This window comes from Arthrobacter sp. TE12231, assembly GCF_054062895.1.
In genome coordinates this window covers 430040-448254 of sequence record NZ_JBSSFS010000001.1, presented here as the reverse complement: position 1 = coordinate 448254, position 18215 = coordinate 430040, and the positions used below count along the sequence as shown (strand labels likewise).

The 18215-nt window shown below is 67.4% G+C and carries 16 protein-coding genes; 2 read left to right on the top strand and 14 right to left on the bottom strand.

What is annotated here, in order from left to right:
- Window position 1: 1 nt before the first annotated feature.
- The 5 genes from ACVWYS_RS01975 to ACVWYS_RS01955 form a co-directional block, all read right to left on the bottom strand.
- Window positions 2-856 carry a sugar phosphate isomerase/epimerase family protein gene (locus tag ACVWYS_RS01975; protein WP_456509282.1) on the bottom strand — a complete coding sequence of 285 codons (855 nt, stop codon included), beginning with the start codon at window positions 854-856 and terminating at the stop codon, window positions 2-4.
- A complete protein-coding gene (locus ACVWYS_RS01970) occupies window positions 853-1746 on the bottom strand; it encodes a triose-phosphate isomerase family protein (protein ID WP_456509281.1) in 894 nt (297 codons plus the stop codon). The genes ACVWYS_RS01975 and ACVWYS_RS01970 overlap by 4 nt, the downstream gene beginning before the upstream one ends.
- Complete coding sequence (locus tag ACVWYS_RS01965) at window positions 1730-2200, bottom strand: ribose-5-phosphate isomerase (RefSeq protein WP_456508267.1); 471 nt, start codon at window positions 2198-2200, stop codon at window positions 1730-1732. The genes ACVWYS_RS01970 and ACVWYS_RS01965 overlap by 17 nt, the downstream gene beginning before the upstream one ends.
- Complete coding sequence (locus tag ACVWYS_RS01960; RefSeq protein ID WP_456509280.1) at window positions 2197-3963, bottom strand: dihydroxyacetone kinase family protein; 1767 nt, start codon at window positions 3961-3963, stop codon at window positions 2197-2199. Before ACVWYS_RS01960 ends, ACVWYS_RS01965 begins: the two co-directional genes overlap by 4 nt.
- Window positions 3964-4128: 165 nt before the next feature.
- Window positions 4129-5502 (bottom strand): MFS transporter, encoded by a 1374-nt coding sequence (locus ACVWYS_RS01955; protein WP_456508265.1) that lies wholly within the window; start codon window positions 5500-5502, stop codon window positions 4129-4131.
- Window positions 5503-5716: 214 nt separating this feature from the next.
- On the opposite strand from ACVWYS_RS01955, the gene ACVWYS_RS01950 reads away from it, so the two are divergent.
- Window positions 5717-6472, top strand: a complete 756-nt coding sequence (locus ACVWYS_RS01950) for a FadR/GntR family transcriptional regulator (protein WP_456508264.1) — start codon at window positions 5717-5719, stop codon at window positions 6470-6472.
- 125 nt (window positions 6473-6597) lie between these two features.
- Here ACVWYS_RS01950 and ACVWYS_RS01945 read toward each other — a convergent pair whose 3' ends face one another.
- Genes ACVWYS_RS01945 through ACVWYS_RS01915 form a run of 7 tightly spaced genes read right to left on the bottom strand, consistent with a single transcriptional unit; the run spans window position 6598 to window position 13859 of the window.
- Window positions 6598-7716, bottom strand: a complete 1119-nt coding sequence (locus tag ACVWYS_RS01945; protein ID WP_456510271.1) for a Gfo/Idh/MocA family protein — start codon at window positions 7714-7716, stop codon at window positions 6598-6600.
- Between the two features lie 32 nt (window positions 7717-7748).
- On the bottom strand, window positions 7749-8450 hold the full coding sequence (locus tag ACVWYS_RS01940; protein ID WP_091253076.1) for a ThuA domain-containing protein: 702 nt from the start codon (window positions 8448-8450) through the stop codon (window positions 7749-7751).
- Window positions 8451-8484: 34 nt separating this feature from the next.
- Window positions 8485-9489 carry a sugar phosphate isomerase/epimerase family protein gene (locus ACVWYS_RS01935; protein WP_456509279.1) on the bottom strand — a complete coding sequence of 335 codons (1005 nt, stop codon included), beginning with the start codon at window positions 9487-9489 and terminating at the stop codon, window positions 8485-8487.
- 11 nt (window positions 9490-9500) lie between these two features.
- Window positions 9501-10718: a Gfo/Idh/MocA family protein gene (locus ACVWYS_RS01930; protein WP_456509278.1), complete on the bottom strand. Its 1218-nt coding sequence runs from the start codon at window positions 10716-10718 to the stop codon at window positions 9501-9503.
- Window positions 10719-10730: 12 nt separating this feature from the next.
- Window positions 10731-11633 (bottom strand): carbohydrate ABC transporter permease, encoded by a 903-nt coding sequence (locus ACVWYS_RS01925; protein WP_344366760.1) that lies wholly within the window; start codon window positions 11631-11633, stop codon window positions 10731-10733.
- A complete protein-coding gene (locus ACVWYS_RS01920; protein WP_456509277.1) occupies window positions 11633-12535 on the bottom strand; it encodes a carbohydrate ABC transporter permease in 903 nt (300 codons plus the stop codon). Before ACVWYS_RS01920 ends, ACVWYS_RS01925 begins: the two co-directional genes overlap by 1 nt.
- Window positions 12536-12539: 4 nt before the next feature.
- Complete coding sequence (locus ACVWYS_RS01915; RefSeq protein WP_344366765.1) at window positions 12540-13859, bottom strand: extracellular solute-binding protein; 1320 nt, start codon at window positions 13857-13859, stop codon at window positions 12540-12542.
- A 286-nt stretch (window positions 13860-14145) separates the two neighbouring features.
- On the opposite strand from ACVWYS_RS01915, the gene ACVWYS_RS01910 reads away from it, so the two are divergent.
- The gene (locus ACVWYS_RS01910; protein ID WP_425547212.1) at window positions 14146-15216 is read left to right on the top strand and encodes a LacI family DNA-binding transcriptional regulator; all 1071 of its coding nucleotides are present in this window, start codon (window positions 14146-14148) and stop codon (window positions 15214-15216) included.
- Between the two features lie 13 nt (window positions 15217-15229).
- Here ACVWYS_RS01910 and ACVWYS_RS01905 read toward each other — a convergent pair whose 3' ends face one another.
- On the bottom strand, window positions 15230-16756 hold the full coding sequence (locus ACVWYS_RS01905; RefSeq protein WP_456509276.1) for a xylulokinase: 1527 nt from the start codon (window positions 16754-16756) through the stop codon (window positions 15230-15232).
- 19 nt (window positions 16757-16775) lie between these two features.
- Window positions 16776-17966, bottom strand: a complete 1191-nt coding sequence (gene xylA, locus ACVWYS_RS01900; protein WP_456509275.1) for a xylose isomerase — start codon at window positions 17964-17966, stop codon at window positions 16776-16778.
- Window positions 17967-18215 lie beyond the last annotated feature (249 nt).

Sequence of the window (18215 nt, the reverse complement as noted above, 5' to 3'; positions counted from 1 at the left end):
TTCAGTTACTCCTTAGGAAATCGAGGCTTTGCTGGGTCCACTGCTTTTCGAGGCGGATGGTCTCCTCCTCGGAGGCCTGCCACGGCAGCCAGTGCTCGATGATCTGGTTGATATTTCTTTCTTTGGGCTGCAGCTTCCGGGCCATGTAGGCATAGTCCAGGAGGCCTTCGCCGAGGGGAGCGCCGGAATAGGTAAACCCGACCCACCCCTCCTTGCGGCTGAACGCAAAGTCTTTGATGTGCATGTTCAGGACATACGGCGCGACGGCGTCGATCACCTCGCGCGGGGACTCCAGCGCCGCCACGGTGTTGGCAGGGTCGCTGCAGATCCCCAGGTAGGGGCTGTCCACCCGGGCGATGACGTCCAGGACACGGGAGGTAGGGACCTGTTCGTAGGTCTCCACGGCGATCCGCACCCCGGCGGCCTCGAAGTCGGGCAGGACCCCGGTGAAGATGGCTACGGCCTCGTCCGCGTCCGGGGTGTGGGCCGGGACGTTGAACATGGTCCGCAGCAGCGGCGCGCCCAGGATCCCGGCGATCCGCAGGAATTTCCGGAGATGCTCCGGCCGGATCCCCTTGGTGCCGAGCTCCAGGGCGATCCCCAAGGCATCGGCCGTGGCCCGGACGGACGCCAGGTCCGCGTCCGTCATGGCCTCCAGCGGTGCGTAGTCGCAGATCTGGAAGAGGTCCACGCCCAGCGCCGCGGTCTCGGCCAGGGCCTCGTGGAGGTTCAGCGGAGCGGAGACCCGGTCCGAGAGCTGCCAGAAGAAGGCGTAGCTGCTGAGCCCGATTCTTGAACCCTGGCTACTATTTGAACCCAATCCGGTTCTTGAACTCTGCCCGGTGCCGGAGCTCATGGCCGGCCTCCCGCCGTCAGCAGGAGCCCGAGGCGGGCTGCGGTTTCGTCGAGGATGGTCTTGAGCGCCTGCGGGTCGTGAGCGAAGCGGCCCAGGAACAGCCCGGCAACGGACATGTCCAGCTGGCTGATCAGGCCCGGGCCGGCGCTTCCGCCGTAGATGACCCGGCTGTCGGCCTGGCCGGGCAAGGAGCGCAGGTGCGCGTCCAGTCCGGTGATGACGGCGCTGATGTAGTCCGGGGTAGCCGGTTCGGGGGCGCCGATGGCCCATTGCGGTTCGTAGGCAACGATGGTCCGGCCGGCGGGGGCCAGGGACCGTGCCCGGTTGAGGGCGGCGTCGACGTCCGCGGTGCAGTGCCGGATGGCTTCCTCCACGGAACCGGGGTGCAGTTCACCGACGCAGAGCACCGGGGTGAGGCCGTTGCGGTAGGCGGCGGCGGTCTTGAGACCGATGGTCCGGCCGTCCTCGCCGAAGATCCGGCGCCGTTCGGCGTGGCCCACCTCGGCGTAGCGTCCGCCGAGCTCGGCGACAGTCCGGCCGGAGACCTCGCCGGTGTAGGCGCCCTCGTCTTCCCAGAAGATGTCCTGCGCGCCGGCGCCGGCCCCGGCCAGGCCGAGGATCCGGGCTGCCTCGGGCAGCGCGGGCAGGGCTGGCAGGACGAACAGTTCGATCTCGCCGCTCTGCACGGCGGGGTGGGCCAGGGCGACGGCGGCGACCTCGCGGCAGTAGTCCAGCGTGCGCCGGTAGCCGAAGTACATTTTCAGGCTGACGCCGATGACGGCAGCCTTGGGCCGGGCAGCTCGGGCAGCTCCGGCGATGCCCAAGGCGTCGCCTGTGCCCTTTCCGCCTGCGTTTGTCCCGTTCGTGGCGGCGTTAGCAGGAAGTGACACCCTCGTAGTCCTTAATCAGTGTGACTTTCTCGGCCGAGGCCGAGGTTTCGTCGAACGTGTAGGTGAGCCATTCCCGGGCCAGCCGGCGGGCGAGTTCCAGGCCGACGACCCGCTGGCCGAAGGTGAGCACCTGGGCGTTGTTGCTCAGGATGGCCCGCTCCACCGAGAAGCTGTCGTGCGCGGTGACGGCGCGGACGCCCGGGACCTTGTTGGCGGCGATCGCCACGCCGAGGCCCGTCCCGCAGACCAGCAGGGCGCGGTCGGCTTCGCCGGAGGCGACGAGTTCCGCTGCGGCAATGGCCACGGACGGGTAGGGGGTGTGGCTCGTGGCGTCGACGCCGACGTCGCGGACGGACTCCACGAGCCCGTTGGCCGCCAGGTCCGCCTTCAGGACTTCTTTGTACTCGAATCCGGCATCGTCGGACCCGATGACCAGGCGCAGTTTGGTGCTCATGCTTTCTCCATAACTTTGATGTCTGCAGCTTTCGACTCCGCGAAAGTGTTGTGAATGGCTCGTACGATCAGCGCCATGGACACGGCGCCCGCGTCGGGGGTGCCCAGGCTTTTTTCGGCGTGGGGGCGGGCGCGGCCCATGAGGGGCAGCAGCTGGGCGGTGTCTTCGGCGGCTTGCTGGGCCGTGGCCGCGGCCGCGTCCCAGGCTTCCGCGAGGCCGAGTCCGGCTTCCACGCCGCCGTTTAGGACGTCGCGGAACGGGACGAGGACGTCCACGAGGGTTTTGTCGCCGGGCGCGGCCTTGCCGAAGTCCATGATGGCGGCGGCGGCCCGCGAGACTCCGGTGGCGACAGCGCCGGCGTCGGGGGCGTTGGTGTTGCCGAGCGCATCGCCGACGGCCCGGAGGGCCATTCCCCACAGGGCGCCCGAAGTGCCGCCGGCTTTGTCGGCCCAGGCGTCTCCGGCGAGGTGAAGGGTGGTGGCTGCGCCGGCCCCGCGGGCGACGGCGTCTGCCGCGGCGTCGACGGCGGCGCGGACACCGCGCTCCATGCCGATACCGTGGTCCCCGTCGCCGGCGATCGCATCGATCCGGCCCAGTTCCTCGGCGTTGGCGTCCACGACGTCCTTCGCGGCTCCCAGCGCGGCCAGGACGCGGACGGCCCCGGCACGGGATGCCTCGGAGGCAGCCGGGATGGACGCTTCGACGTCGGCAAGGTCGGTGAAGTCCGTGAAGTCGGCAGGATCGAGGGTTGCTGCGGTGATGGCGCCGCGGCGGAAGGCCGGCGCGTCGGCGGGCGCGTTCCAGAGGGTCTCGAGTTCGTCGTCGAGCCAGAAGAGCGTCAGGGAGGTGCCGGCCATGTCGAAGCTCGTGACGAGTTCGCCGACCTGCGGGTCGACCGCTTCCAGGCCGGCCTCGGCCAGGAGTTGGGCGACGCGGCGGTAGACGACGAACAGTTCCTCGTATTTGACGCTGCCCAGGCCGTTGAGGATGGGGACCACGCGGGCGCCTGTCACGTCGAGGCCGTCCGGGATTTCGGTGAGGAGTTTGGCGACCAGGAGCTCTGCGAGTTCATCCGCCGTCGGGATGCCCGTCTCGGCGATGCCGGGCTCGCCGTGGATGCCCATGCCGACCGCCATGCGGCCCTCGGGGACCGTGAAGAGCGGGTGGTCCGCGCCCGGGAGGGTGCAGCCGCTAAACGCGACGCCGAAGGAACGGGTGCGGTCATTGGCGCGCTCCGCGATGGCCACGACGTCGTCCATGGTGTAGCCGGCCTCGGCCGCGGCGGCGGCCACCTTGAAGACCGTGAGGTCGCCGGCAATGCCGCGGCGCTTGGCGTGCTCGGCCGGCGGGGCGGAGGAGACGTCGTCGGTGACGGCGATCCTGCGGCAGTCGAGGCCTTCGGCGCGGAGCCGGGCCTGGGCCTGGTTGAAGTGCAGGACGTCGCCGGCGTAGTTGCCGTAGCCCAGGAGCACTCCGGCGCCGTTGTCCGCGGCCTTCGCCACGGTGTAGATCTGTTGGGCGGACGGGGACGCGAACAGGTTGCCCATGGCGGCACCGTGGGCCAGGCCCTGGCCCACGAGCCCGGCAAACGCGGGGTAGTGGCCGGAGCCTCCGCCGATTACGAGGGCCACGGTGCCGGGAGTGCTTTGGGTGTTGCGGACGACGCCGCCGGAGACACGCCTGACCCAGCGGCTGTGGGAGGCGACGAAGCCTTCGATCATTTCGTCAGCGAAGGCTGCGGGGTCATTGAACAGGCGGGTCATGGGGGTACTCCTGGAAGAGGGAAAGCTGCTTGGTGGGTGCCCGCCGCGGCCGTGTGGTACGCGGCGGGCACCGGTTGTTGGGAGCGCGCCCGGAGCGGGCGTGTGAGTCCCGCGGGGAGCCGTCGCCTGGAGCGGTGACGGGTCTTCCGGTATCGGGCGTGTCTGCTACCGGGCTGCGGCGGACTCCGCAGCCGCTGACTCCCCGATTTGAGGGGCGATCTCTGTGGCCGTTCCGTTGGCGGCGCCCTTGCGGGCCAGCACCACCATGAGGATGGCCGACATGATCATGAAGCCGCCCACCACGAACATGGGCACGTTGTAGCTGCCGGTCCAGTCCTTGAGCCAGCCGGTGATGTAGCCGGCGCTGAACCCGGCCAGGTTGCCCACGGTGTTGATCAGGGCGATCCCGGCTGCAGCCGCGGCCCCGGTGAGGAACTGGGTGGGCACAGTCCAGAAGTTCGGCAGCGCCGCGAAGATGGCCATCGCGGTGATCGTGATGATCGCAATCGTCGCCGCCGGCGATCCCGCAAAGAGGGCCAGCGGGATGCTCAGGCCGCCGACCAGGGCCGGGACGGCGATGTGCCAGGTCTTGACCCCGCGCTTGGTGGCGTCCTTGGACCAGAAGTACAGGGCAAAGGCGGCCGGCAGGTACGGGATGGCCGTGATCAGGCCCTTCTGGAAGACGTCGAACTTGGTCCCGTACAGGCCCTCGAAGCCGGCGATGATGGTCGGCAGGAAGAAGCCGAGCGCGTACAGGCCGTAGATGAAGCCGAAGTAGATCAGGGCGAGCATCCAGACCCGGCCGTTGCCGAAGACGGTGCGGACGCTGACGTGCTTGTTGCCGGCGGCGGTCTCGTTCTTTTCCTTCTCCAGTGCGCCGGTCAGCCAGGTCTTCTCGTCCGCGGTCAGCCACTTGGCCTTGGCCGGGGAGTCCGCGAGGTAGAACCAGGCGGCGATGCCGATCAGGATGGCGGGGATGGCGACGCCGAAGTACATGACGCGCCAGCCTTCAAGGCCGAAGAGGCCGTGCTGCTGGATGAGGAGTGCGGCGAGCGGCGCTCCGATGACTGTGGTGAGCGGCTGGGCCAGGTAGAACAGGGCCAGGATCTTGCTGCGGTGGCGCGATGGAACCCAGAGGCTCAGGAAGAGGATGGCCCCGGGGAAGAAGCCGGCCTCGGCCACACCCAGGATGAAGCGCAGGATGTAGAGCTGCTCAACATTGGCTACCCAGGTGAAGAGCAGGGAGACAATGCCCCAGCTGACCATGATGCGGGCCAGCCACCGGCGGGCGCCGAACTTGTGCAGGGCGAGGTTGCTGGGGACTTCCAGCAGGATGTAGCCGATGAAGAAGACGCCTGAGGCGAAGCCGAACTGGGCCGCCGAGAGGGCGAGATCGGTGTTCATGCCATTGGGGCCGGCGAAGGAGATGGCCGTGCGGTCCAGATAGTTGATGAAGAACATGAAGGCGACAAACGGCACCAGCCGCACTGCCACTTTCTTGATTGCAGATCTTTCGACCACTGATTGCGTGGTGTCCACATTGACTCCTTGATGTCGGGATCCCGGTGGCCTCCTGCGCTGGAAGCTTGGGGATTGGTCTCATCGCATAGTTCCGGAGGACTGGCCAGGCCCTAACTAAGCGTGTGATAGAAACCATAGGGCGTCCACCCCAAATTGGTCAACCGGTTGACATGTTTATGTCGCGGGCGGACGTGGGCGTGGCTCGGCCGGTCCGGGTTGTTACGCTTTGAAGGTGTCCGTTAACTCCGCCGCTTCGACGGCCAAAATCAGTGCCGCGCTCGGTTCCATGGAGCAAGGTTCGGTTGTCTCCGAAGTCGCGGAACGCCTCTTGGGCTACTTCACGAGCGGTGAAATCGCCGTCGGGACCCGCCTGCCGGCCGAGCGCCAGCTCGCCGCCTCGCTGGGGGTCGGCCGCTCCGCGGTCCGCGAAGCCCTCGCAGCCCTGGAGATCCTCGGGATCGTCATAGTCCGGCCGGGGTCCGGAACCTACCTGCGCGACGGCATTTCCGAGCTCCTGCCCCGCACGCTGAGCTGGGGCCTCATGCTGGGCGCGCCCCGCACGCGGGAACTGGTGGAACTGCGCGGCGGACTCGAAGTCCAGGCCGGCCAGTTGGCGGCGCAGCGGATTACCGACGACGCCCTGGAGCGGATGCGCGGCAATCTGGCCACGATGGAGGTCAGCCTCGATGACCTCGCGACGTTTGTGGAGGCCGACGCCGCCTTCCACCGCGAAATCGCGGTCGCCTCCGGAAATCAGGTCCTGCAGGAACTGCTGCAGAGCATCCGTTCGCTGCTGCGCATCTGGGTTGACCGCGCCTTGACGGACGAAGGGCACGCGGCGGCCGCACTGGCCGAGCACCGGGAAATCTTCGGCGCCCTGGAATCCCGGGACGAGGCCGCCGTGACGGCAGCCATGCGCTCCCACATGGACACAGCGTCCCGGCGCCTCCTGGCCGGGTTCGACGCCGACCGGGGCGCTACGGACTGACGCCTCCTCCTCCCCAACGCACGAAGTCGCCGGAAGCCTGCGAGTTCGCCGGAACTTTCCGGCGAACGGGCAGGCTTCCGGCGACTTCGGCCGGGCACGGCGGGGAGAGAGCGGCTGGGCGGGCTCTAGGGGGCGGCCGCCAGGGCTGTCGCGGCGAGGGTGGCGAGCTCGACCGGTGCGGGGCGCGCGACCGTGCTGCCGATCCGGACCGGTGCACCCGTGTGCGCGGACGCCAGGACGGACTCCATCACCTCCAGGGCGTGGAAGGCCAAGGCACCTCCCGCCCGGGGCTCCCGGCCGGCCGGGGTGCGGATGAGGTCTGCGATGCCGAAGCCCCGCCCCGAGTCCGTGTAGCCGGCGGAGACGGGCAGGGTCTCCCAGTGGTCCGCACCGAGGGCGAAGAGCTGCACGTCGCCGTCGAAGTGGTTGGGATCCGGAACCACCAGGGAACCGCGCTCGCCGTGGACCTCAATGTTGGGGCTCTTGGTCTTCACGGCGTCGAAGCTCATCACCAGTGTGGACAGGGCCCCCGAGGCGTGGACCAGGACGCCGGTGACGTGGGTGTCGATCGCTACCGGCACCGTCTGGCCCTCGCGCGGGCCCGAGCCGATGGTCCGCTCGTCGCGGGTGTGGCTGGCTGCGCCGATCACCGAGACCACCGGCCCCAGCAAAGTCACGAGGGCTGAGACGTAGTACGGTCCCATGTCCAGGAGCGGTCCGCCGCCGGGCTGGTAGTAGAAGTCCGGGTTCGGGTGCCAGCGCTCGTGGCCGGGGGTGACCATGGTGGCCGTCGCGGAGATGGGCTTGCCGATGAGCCCGTCGTCGATCGCCTTCCGGGCGGTCTGGATCCCGGTGCCGAGCACGGTGTCAGGGGCGCAGCCGACCACGACGCCGGCTGTCCGCGCGGCGTCCAGCACTTGCCGGGCCTCCGCCGTCGTTGCCGCGAGCGGCTTCTCACCGTAGACGGACTTGCCGGCGGCAATCGCGCGCAGGGCGACCTCGGCGTGGGCGGCGGGGATGGTCAGGTTCAGGACAAGTTCGACGTCGTCGTCCGCCAGGAGCGCATCGACGCTGAGCGCCCGGACGCCGTCGTACGAGTCGGCCACGGCCTGCGCCCGCGCGGGGTCCAGGTCCGCGACGGCGACGAGATTGATGTCCTCAAGTCGGCGGAAGTTCGCCAGATACTGGGCGATGATGGCTCCGCAGCCGATGATTCCAACGTTTATTGGCTGGTCTGTGTCAATTGACTGGTCTGGGTCAATTGACTGGTTTGGGTCTAACGGCTTGCCCACAGCAGGCCCCTTTCGATGATGGTGCGGACGTTACTGTCCTGGAGGATTTCGACGCGGTGTCCCGGGGTGCAGACGAAGATCCTGCCCTGTCCCCATTGCCGCGTCCAGATGGCCGGCGACGTGACTTCCCGGTGCCACGGGTCCCATTCCCGGACTTTCTGGGTGGTGGTGGCCAGGACGTCGATGTAGTCATCGGCGAGGACCCAGTACTGTTCGGTGACGAGGTCGAAGTCGCCGACGCCTGCCGTGATCGGATGGTCCGCGGCCGCCGGGAGCATATTGACCGTATACGGGACGTAGTTGTCGGGCTGGCCGCCGGTCCGCTCATCCGGGTGCTTGCCCGGGTGGCAGGCAAACTGGCCGCCGATCAGGTGCAGGTAGTCCGAGGTGTCACGGTAGGAATCCGCGATGCCGCCGTGCCAGCCGGCCAGACCCGTGCCGTTTTCGACGGCGGCACGCAGGCCCTCGAACTCGTCCTTTTCGATGGTGGACATGGTCACGCACTGCAGGATGAGGTCGACGCCGGCCATGTAGTCGGCGTCGGCATAGATCTTGGGCGATTCCTCCACCCGGACCTCGTAGCCGTTAGCTTTCAGGTACGGGATGAATTCCTCCGTCGCGGCAACGGGCTGGTGCCCGTCCCAGCCGCCGCGCACCACGAGAGCGGTTTTGTGGTCGTTTGTCATGGGGTTCCTCTGTTGTTGGTGTGTCGTGGCCGGCTCAGCGGGCGGCGAAGGCCGCATCGAACGCGGCCGCGGGCGGTGTGATCGTGGCGAGATCCTTGACCAGTGCGAGGGCCTGCGGCGCACCGACCAGGCGGTCCATGCCGGCGTCCTCCCACTCGATGCTGGTGGGCCCCTGATAGCCGATGGCGTTGAGGGTCCGGAATATCGGTTCCCAATTGACGTCGCCATGACCGGCGGTGACGAAATCCCATCCGCGGCGCGGGTCGGCCCACGGAAGATGGGAACCGAGCCGGCCGTTGCGGCCGTTGAGCTGCCGGACAGATTCCTTGACGTGAACGTGGAAGATCTTCTCGGCGAAGTCCTGAAGGAACATCACGGGGTCCAGGTCCTGCCACAGGAAGTGCGAGGGGTCGAAATTCAGGCCGAAGTTCTCCCGGTGCCCGATGGCCTCGAGGGTGCGCCTGGCGGTCCAGTAGTCGTAGGCGATTTCGGACGGGTGGACCTCAAGGGCGAAGCGGACCCCTTCCTCGTCGAAGACGTCGAGGATTGGATTCCAGCGGTCGGCGAAGTCCTGGTACCCGCGTTCAATCATGGCCGCCGACGCCGGCGGGAACATGGCGACGCATTTCCAGATCGAGGACCCGGTGAAGCCGGTGACGGTCTTCACGCCAAGCCTGGCGGCCGCTCGAGCCGTGGTCTTCATGGCCTCGGCGGCGCGGGTGCGGACCCCTTCAGGGTCGCCGTCGCCCCACACCGGGGCGGGAAGAATGCCCTCGTGGCGTTCATCGATCGGGTCGTCGCAGACGGCCTGACCGGTGAGGTGGTTGGCGATCGCATGGACTGTGAGGCGGTGCTTGTCCAGGATGTCGAGCCGGTTCTGGAGGTAGGCGTCGTCCTCGACGATGCGCTGCGGGTCCAGGTGGTCGCCCCAGCAGGCGATCTCCAGGCCGTCGAAGCCCCACTCGCCAGCGAGCCGCGCCACTTCTTCGAAGGGCAGGTCGGCCCACTGGCCGGTGAAGAGAGTGATGGGTCGTGTCATGGTCTTTCCGCTCAGACGTTGTGCCAGTGGCTGTTGGCGCCGGCGCTGGCTTCGACGGCGGCGAGGACTTTTTGGACTTGGAGGGCGTCGGCGAAGGACGGTGCGGGGGGCCGGTTGCCGGCGATGGCGTGGATGAGGTCGACCACCTGGTGGGTGAAGAGGTGTTCGTAGCCCAGGCCGTGGCCGGTGGGCCACCAGTTCCCGGTGTAGGGGTGTTCGGGTTCGGTGACGAGGATCTTGCGGAAGCCCGCGTCCGGGCCGTCGGCGGCGTCGTAGAAGGTCAGGGCGTTCATGTCCTCGAAGTCGAAGGCCAGGGAACCCAGGGTGCCGTTGAGTTCGATGCGCATCGCGTTTTTCCGGCCGAGGGCGAACCGGGTGGCTTCGAACACGCCGATCGGCCCGGTTCCGGTTCCGTTGTTGGAGGCGGTGCCGTCGCCGTCGCCGGCGAAGCGGGCGGTGAAGATGGCGGCGTCGTCGACGGTCACGGGCCCGCGGACGGTGTCGGCACCGGTGGCGCCGTGCCCGCCCAGGCCCACGAGGTCCCCGGCGACGGGGCGTTCGGTGACAAAGGTCTGCAGCAGGGCCGAGACCCCGGTGATGCTTTGTCCGGTGATCCACTGGGCGGTGTCGATGCTGTGGGCTCCGATGTCCCCGAGGGAGCCGGAGCCGGACTTGGCCTTGTCCAGCCGCCAGGTCAGGGGAGCATCGGCGTCGGAGAGCCAGTCCTGCAGGTACTGCGCCCGGACGTGCCGGATCCGGCCCAGCCGGCCCTCCTGCACCATCCGCCGGGCCAGGGCCAGGGCCGGGGTGCGGCGGTAGCTGAAGCCGCACATCGAGTACACGCCCCGGGCGGCCGCGGCGTCGGCCGCCTTGGCCATCCGTTCGGCTTCCGCGACGGAGTTCGCCAGCGGCTTCTCGCACAGGACATGCTTGCCGGCTTCGAGCGCGGCGATCGCGATCTCGGCATGGGTGTTGCCCGGGGTGCAGATGTCGATCAGGTCGATGTCGTCCCGTTCGATCAGCGCCCGCCAGTCCGTCTCGGCGGACGCCCAACCCATCTTGTCCGCGGCGGCACGCACCCCGGAGCCGTTCCGGCCCGCGATCGCGGTCAGTTCGGGGCGCAGGGGCAGGTCGAAGAACCGCGGCGCGCTCCGCCAGGCCTGGGAATGCGCGGCCCCCATGAACGCGTAGCCCACCATCCCCACACGCAGGGGTTTCAGTTCAGTCACAACAAGTCCTCTCTATTTGCTGAAGCCCGCGGTGAGGCCGCTGAGCAGCTGGCGCCGGGCCATGACGTAGACCACCAGCAGCGGCAGCGTGGCGAGGACGACGGCGGCCAGCACGGCCGGGATGTTGACGCTGAACTCGCCCTGGAACGTCCACAGCGACAGCGGCAGCACCCGGGTGTCCGGGCTCTGCGTCAGGATCAGCGGGAACAGGAAGCCGTTCCACACCCCGAGCGCGTTGTAGATGCCGACCGTCACCACGGCGGGCCGGGTCATCGGCAGCGCCAGGCGCCACATCATGGCCCAGTCCGAGCAGCCGTCCAGCCGCATGGATTCGAAGAGCTCGTTGGGGACGTCCCGCATGAAGTTGGACAGGATCAGCACTGAGATCGGGATGGCGAAGGCGACCGACGGCAGGATCAGGGCCAGCAGGGTGTCGTACAGATGGGCACGGGTGATCATCCAGTAGATGGGGATGATCGTGGCGTGCAACGGGATGGCCAGGCCCAGCAGGAAGAGGTTATTTGTCCAGCCCAGGAACCTGCTTTTGCCGCGGACGATCGCGTACGCAGCCATGAACGAGACCAGGAGGGCCGGCACGACGCTGCCCACTGTGACGATGAGACTGTTGGCAAAGTATCTGGCGAAGTCGTTCTCCAGGACCAGCTTGTAGTTGTCCAGGGTGGGTTCGGCGGGCGGCATCATCGGGTTGGACGTGAAGAAGCCTGCCTGGTTCTTCAGGCTCGTCACCACCACGTAGTAAACGGGGACGATGATGATGGCCAGCCAGAGCCAGCCGCCGAGGCCGCCAAGGACGTTCGGGCGGGACCGTCCGGATGCCTTGGTCCGCGGACGGGGGCTGGCGGCGGGGCGGACGGGTGTTGGGGACGGGACGGGAATCTGGGTCAGGGACGCCATCAGGCACCTTCCAATTGGCTTGCATTGCGGTTCTTTCCGCCCAGTCTTTGCAGCAGCAGGGCGAGTGCCACGCCGATCACCACGAGGATGACCCCGAGGGCACTCGCAGCGCCCATGTCATTGGCTTTGAACCCGGTGAGGTACATGTGCAGCGGGAGCAGCCGTGTGGCGTAGCCGGGGCCGCCGCCGGTGAGGACGAAGACGAGGTCAAAGTACGCAAGCGACCCGACCACCATGAGCGTGGAGGACGTGATGATGGTGTACTTCAGCTGGGGCAGGGTGATGTTGAAGAACTGCTGCATCCGTCCGGCACCGTCGATTTGCGCGGCCTCGTACAGCGACCCGGGGATCTGGCGCACGCCGCCCTGGTAGATGAGCGTGTGGAACGGGACAAACTGCCAGGCGATCACGAAGACCACGACGAACAGCACCAGGTCCGAGTTGCCGAGCCAGTCCTGGGCCAGGAACGGCAGGCCGAGACCGGCGCCCAGCCCGAAGTTGGGGTCCAGGAGGGCTTTGAACGCGATGGCCACCGCGGCCGAGGACAGCAGCAGCGGCACGAAGTAGAGGACGGCCAGGGCGGCGCGGTACTTCTGGCCCCCGGCGGTGAAGACGCCCAGCAGAAGACTGATTGGCGCCTGGACGATGAACGAGAAGAACATGATCTTCGCCGTCACCAGCAGTGCGTTCCCGGTGACGGGGTCGGTCAGGACGGTGGTCCAGCTGGACAGACCGTCCAGCTTGATCTCGCCCAGGCCGTCCCAAGAGGTGAAGCTCAGGAACAGGACGCCGATCAGCGGAATGATGGCGAACAGCAGGAAGAAGGCAAGGGCCGGTGCGGCCAGCCACCCCGACGGGCCCTGCTGGAGGGCCCGCCGGGAGGAACCGGATGTGGTGGACACTGGATTACTTTCCGATCGTCGCGTTCATCGTGGCGGTGAACTGCTCCGGGGTGATCTTCTTAAGGAAGATCTGGTCGAGGTTGGCCAGCATGGCGTCCCCCTGGGCCGGGCTGAGTGCCTGGTCCCAGGAGAGGGTGAAACTCGGAGCGTTCTTGGCCATGCCATACACGTAGGTCAGGAAGTCCTTGTCCGGGGACGCGGCGAGCTTGCTTTCGATGCCCTTGACCACCGGCACGGCTCCGGAGTCGATGAGGCCCTGGATGTTGCTGTCCGAGAACATCCCGCTCTTCACGTACTCAAGGGCGGCTTTCTTCTGGCCGTCGGTGGCCTTCGAGGAGACGGACCAGAAGTTCGAGGGGTTGCCCACGACATTGGCCGGATCTCCCTTGCCGCCGGAGACCGCCGGGAAAGTGGTGTAGCCGAGCTTGCCGCTCTTGACGAAGTCGGCGGCGTCCTTCTTCATGCTCTGGTAGATCCAGCCGCCTTGCAGGATCATGGCCGACTTGCCGGTGTACAGCAGTGCTTGGTCGGCGTTGCTGTCCGCCGCGATGGATGAGAACCCGTTGACGAAGCCGCCGGCGTCGACGAGCTGCTGGATTTTGGTCAGTGCCTCGGTGACCGCGGGGTCGGACCACGCGTTGGGCTTGTTGGCAGCGATGTTGGCGAAGACCTCCGGGCCGCCGATGCGTTCCACGAGGTACTCGAGCCACATCAGGTCCGGCCATCGGGACTGGCCGCCGAGCGAAAACGGGGCAATACCCGCGGCCTTGAACTTCGGCACCAGCGCCATGAGCTCGTCCCAGGTCTTGGGAGCCTCGGCACCCACCTTGGCGAAGACGTCCTTGTTGAAGTACAGCACCACAGGCTGCACGTTGTTGTTCGGCAGGGCGTAGGTTTTGCCGTCGATGACGCCGTTCTTGAGAACCGCCGGAAGGTAGCGGTCCTGAACGTCGGGGTTGTCCTTGAGGAACCCGGAGAGATCATCCACCTGCCCGGCATCCACGTAGGATTTCAGCACGCCGCCGCCCCAGCCGTAGATGAAGGTCGGGCCCTGACCGGCGCCGACGGCGGTGCGCACCTTTGTCTTGTAGGCGTCGTTCGCGAAGAAATCCAGTTTGATGGACGAATCCGGGTGGGCGGAGTTCCAGTCCGTGACGGACTTCTGCAGCACTGGCTGGTTGCCGCCTGTCAGCCCCCACATGGTGGCCGAGTCCGCTCCGGCGGCAGTGCCTGCCGGGCCGCTGGAGCCGCAGGCGGCCAGACTGATCGAGATTGCGGCGGCGGAGACGGCCATCGCGGCACTGCGAAACGTACGATTTTTCATCTGGGATTCCATTCGTCTTCCGGGGTCTGCGCTGATGGCCCGGGTGTGAGTGGCGGCAGCCCAACCCTCCGCGAAGAAGGCTGCACTGCCGCTGCTGATGGGGTAAAGCTAAATTTCGAAAAGTTTCGTAAAAGTCTGCGACTTGTGAAACTAAACTAATGGTGACTGCAATCACAGTCAAGGGCGGATTCGGAAACCTTGGTTCATCTGCACCAGATAGGCTTGACGCACCAGACAAACAAGGCGAGACTTCTTTCTGTCGAAATATTTCGAAAGTACAGGAGTCATCGTGTCAATAGTCCAGGGTTCCGGCAGACCAACGCTTGCCGCCGTCGCCCGGGAGGCCGGCGTCTCCTCCCCCACGGTCTCCAAGGTCATCAACGGGCGGGAGGACGTTGCAGAGAGCACGCGCACCAAGGTTCTGGCGGCACTTGAGCAGCTGGGCTACCAGTCCACGCATCAGCGCAAACATGCCGAGGGCCGGACCGGGATCGTGGAAGTGGTTTTCGACTCGCTGTACTCCGCGTACTCCGTCGAGGTCCTCAACGGAGTACTGGAGCAGGCCGCCTCGGTGGACGTCCAGGTACTGATCGATGTGACCGGACACCCAGCCGCCATGACGCTCAGCCCGGAGCGGCGGGCCCAGCGCATCCTGGATGACGGCCGGCTCGGTTTGATTGTGGTGACGTCCGGCTTCAGTACGGCCCAGCTGAGCGCCTTCCGCCGGCGGCACATCCCGGTGGTGGTGATCGATCCGCTGAACCCACCGCCGTCGGAGGTTGTCAGCGTGGGGGCCACCAACTGGGCGGGCGGCAAGGAAGCCACGGAGCACCTGCTCGGCCTCGGCCACCGGCGGATCGCCTATGTTGGCGGACCGGAATCGGCGGAATGCAACCAGGCCCGCCTGCACGGCTACATGGCGGCACTCATGGCCGCAGGAGTGCAGGTCCGGCCCGATTACGTCATGCTGGACAAATTCCGCCCCGAACACGGAATCCGCTCGCTCAAGGCGCTCATGGCCCTCCCAGAGCCCCCGACCGCCATCTTCGCGGGGAGTGACAGCATTGGCCTCGGCGTCCTGGCCGAAGCCCGGCGGCACGGGCTGCGGATCCCCGAAGACTTGAGCGTGGTGGGCTTCGACGGCACGTACCAGGCGGAGCAGTCCATCCCCGCCCTGACTACCGTGACGCAGCCCCTGCAGGAGATGGGCCGCGCCGCACTGCGCGCCGTCCTGCGGCTGGCCAACAACGAGGAGCTCGACTCGCGACGGGTCGAACTCGCCACCCACTTGGTGGTCCGGGAGTCGACGGCCCCTCCCGCCGCCGGGATCCCGACGCCGGACGCGCCGCGGCCGTAGCCGCCGCGGCGGCTCAGCCGCCGGGGTCAATATGGCGGCTCGCCCTCAGGTAGTTCTGATGGATTTCCGGGTGGAAGTCCGGGGCCGGAGCAGCGTCCACCGCGACGGGCCATGCCGGGCGGTTGTTGCCGTGCGCCCAGGCTGCCTGCACGGCCGCCCCCCGGGCCACGTACTCCCCCGGGCTCGGGACCACCACCGGCAGGTCGAAGACCTGGGCCGCGATAGCCTGCACCGCGGGGTTTTGCACGGCACCGCCGATCAGGAGCAGGCGGGTTGCCGGGCTGCCCTGGGCGCGGAGGGAATCCAGGCCGCCGGACAGCCCGCAGAGCATGCCTTCGAATGCGGCCCGGGCAAAGTTGCTCCGGGTGCTGGAGGCAATGCTGAGCCCATGGAAGCTGGCCTTGGCGTGCGGCAGGTTGGGCGTGCGCTCGCCTTCGAAGTACGGCACCAGCACCACGCCGCCAGCGCCGGGCTCGGCCTCAAGGGCAAGGCGCGACAATTCATCGAAGTCCACACCCAGGATGCCGGCCACGGAGCTGAGCACCCGCGCGGCATTCAGTGTGACGGCGATGGGCAGGTATTCGCCGCTGGCGTCCGCGAAGCCTGCCACCGTGCCGCTGGGGTCGGCAACGGCCTGCGACGCCACGGAGAACACCGTGCCGCTGGTGCCCACGGACACCACCACGTCCCCGGCTTTGGCACCCAGGCCCAGTGCGGCGGCCGCGTTGTCCCCGGCACCGGCACCCAACAGGATCCGGGGCCCGGACGCTAATGTGCCGGATCCAGCAGCGCCGGGCAGCTCAGCCGGGGATCCGAAGCAGCCGGGGTGGATCTCCCCGGCAGCCTCGCCGGGACCCAGAACGCGGGGCAGAATCACGGTCCCGGAGTCCCCCGGCCCGGCATTCCCGGTAGCTTCCCCGGCATCCCGGCCGAAGGCCAGCTTGAACAGCTCGAGATCGTAGTCGCCGGCAGAGGGGCTCCAATAGCCCGTTCCGCTGGCATCCGAGCGGTCCGTCGTGAGCTGGTCCAGGTCCGGGCCCAGCGGGCTGGATGCTGCCGGGCCGTAGCCGCGGAGCCGCCAGGTCAGCCAGTCATGAGGCAGCGCAACGGCCGCCACCCGATCCGCCAGGTCCGGTTCGTGGTCCCGGACCCAGCGGATCTTCGTGATGGTGAAGGAGGCCACCGGGACCAGGCCGGTCCTGCGGGCAAAGTCGTCCGCCCCCACTTCGTCGGTGAGTGCGGCCGCGGCGGCGGCGGAACGGGTGTCATTCCACAGCAACGCCGGCCGCACCACATTGCCGGCGTGATCCAGCAGCACCATGCCGTGCTGCTGGCCCCCCACCGACAGCGCGCTGACGTCCGCCAGCCCGCCGGCGTCGTCGAACGCTTCGGACAAAGCCTGCCACCAGTGGTCCGGGTGGACCTCCGTTCCGTCCGGGTGGCCGGCCCGGCCCTCGCGGACCAGCTTTCCGGTTTCCGCGTCCAGGACCACCACCTTGCAGCTCTGGGTGGAGGAGTCGACGCCGGCAACAAGGGTCATGGGAGCAGCCGTCACGGTATTAGCGGGCGCCGAGCAGGTGCTCGATGAAGAGCTGCTGCAGCTTGACGAAGCCGAAGCCCTTGCCGCCGAAGTAGGCGTCGGCGTCGAAGTCCTCGTAGGAAGCGCGGTCCGCGCGGAGCTGCTCGTAGCCTTCGCCCGGGTTGAGCGTGGGTTCGTTGATCTCGGCAACGCGGGAGGCCTGCAGAGCGGCCTGGACCTCGGGGTCGGCGCGGAAGGCCTTGGCGCGTTCCTTGAGCAGCAGGTAAGTCTGCATGTTGGCGGCGGCGGAGTCCCACACGCCGTCGATGTCCTCGGTGCGGCTGGGCTTGTAGTCGAAGTGGCGCGGGCCGTCGTAGGCGGGGCCGCCGTCGGGGCCGCCGTTTTCGAGCAGGTCCACCAGGGAGAACGCGTTCTGCAAGTCGCCGTGGCCGAACACCAGGTCCTGGTCGAACTTGATGCTGCGCTGGCCGTTGAGGTCGATGTGGAAGAGCTTGCCCTGGTAGAGCGCCTGGGCGATGCCGTGGGTGAAGTTCAGGCCGGCCATCTGCTCGTGCCCGGTTTCGGGGTTGATGCCCACGAGTTCGGGGCGCTCGAGCGTTTCGATAAAGGCCAGGGCGTGGCCCAGCGTGGGCAGGAGGATGTCGCCGCGGGGTTCATTCGGCTTGGGTTCGATGGCGAAGCGGATGTTGTAGCCCTTGTCCGTGACGTAGTCGCCGAGCAGGTTCACGGCTTCGCGGTAGCGTTCCAGTGCGCCGCGGATGTCCTTGGCGGCGTCGTATTCACTGCCTTCGCGGCCGCCCCACATGACGAAGGTTTCGGCACCGAGCTCAGCAGCGAGGTCAATGTTGTCCAGGACCTTGCGCAGGGCGAAGCGCCGGACGCCGCGGTCGTTGCTCGTGAACCCGCCGTCCTTGAAGACGGGGTGGCTGAAGAGGTTGGTGGTGACCATCGGGACGATCATCCCGGTGGCCTTCAGCGTGCCGGTCAGCCGGTCGATTTCGCGCTGGCGGTCAGCGGCCGAGCAGCCGAAGGGAAAGAGGTCGTTGTCGTGGAAGGTGATGCCGTAGGCGCCGAGGTCGCTGAGCCTGTTGACGGCTTCGACCGTGTCCAGCGGCGGGCGGGTGGCGGAGCCGAACTGGTCCTGGGCCTCCCAGCCGACCGTCCAGAGGCCGAAGGAAAACTTGTCTTCACGGGTGGGCTGAATCGCCATTGAATGCTCCAGAGGTGTGTGCGGTTACTGAGAAGGGGTGGTTCAAACGAAATTGTTCTAGAGACAAACATATTATGGATTTTAGTGATGTCAACCACTTGACCGAAGCATGGCCGCCGTACTTGTGCCGCACTCTGGCGGATTACCCGTGGGGCTGTTATGTTGTGAAAAACAGCAAATAAGTGCCAGGCGAGACAGGAACCAGGGCAGCGAGGCCCCCGAGTGAAGGATTCAACCGTGATTGATCAG

Coding starts and splice junctions, on each gene's coding strand:
- ACVWYS_RS01925 (WP_344366760.1), bottom strand. CDS start 11,633: ATGGCGTCCCTGACCCAGATTCCCGTCCCGTCCCCAACACCCGTCCGC.
- ACVWYS_RS01965 (WP_456508267.1), bottom strand. CDS start 2,200: ATGAGCACCAAACTGCGCCTGGTCATCGGGTCCGACGATGCCGGATTC.
- ACVWYS_RS01915 (WP_344366765.1), bottom strand. CDS start 13,859: ATGAAAAATCGTACGTTTCGCAGTGCCGCGATGGCCGTCTCCGCCGCC.
- ACVWYS_RS01935 (WP_456509279.1), bottom strand. CDS start 9,489: ATGACACGACCCATCACTCTCTTCACCGGCCAGTGGGCCGACCTGCCC.
- ACVWYS_RS01905 (WP_456509276.1), bottom strand. CDS start 16,756: ATGACCCTTGTTGCCGGCGTCGACTCCTCCACCCAGAGCTGCAAGGTG.
- ACVWYS_RS01975 (WP_456509282.1), bottom strand. CDS start 856: ATGAGCTCCGGCACCGGGCAGAGTTCAAGAACCGGATTGGGTTCAAAT.
- ACVWYS_RS01960 (WP_456509280.1), bottom strand. CDS start 3,963: ATGACCCGCCTGTTCAATGACCCCGCAGCCTTCGCTGACGAAATGATC.
- ACVWYS_RS01940 (WP_091253076.1), bottom strand. CDS start 8,450: ATGACAAACGACCACAAAACCGCTCTCGTGGTGCGCGGCGGCTGGGAC.
- xylA (WP_456509275.1), bottom strand. CDS start 17,966: ATGGCGATTCAGCCCACCCGTGAAGACAAGTTTTCCTTCGGCCTCTGG.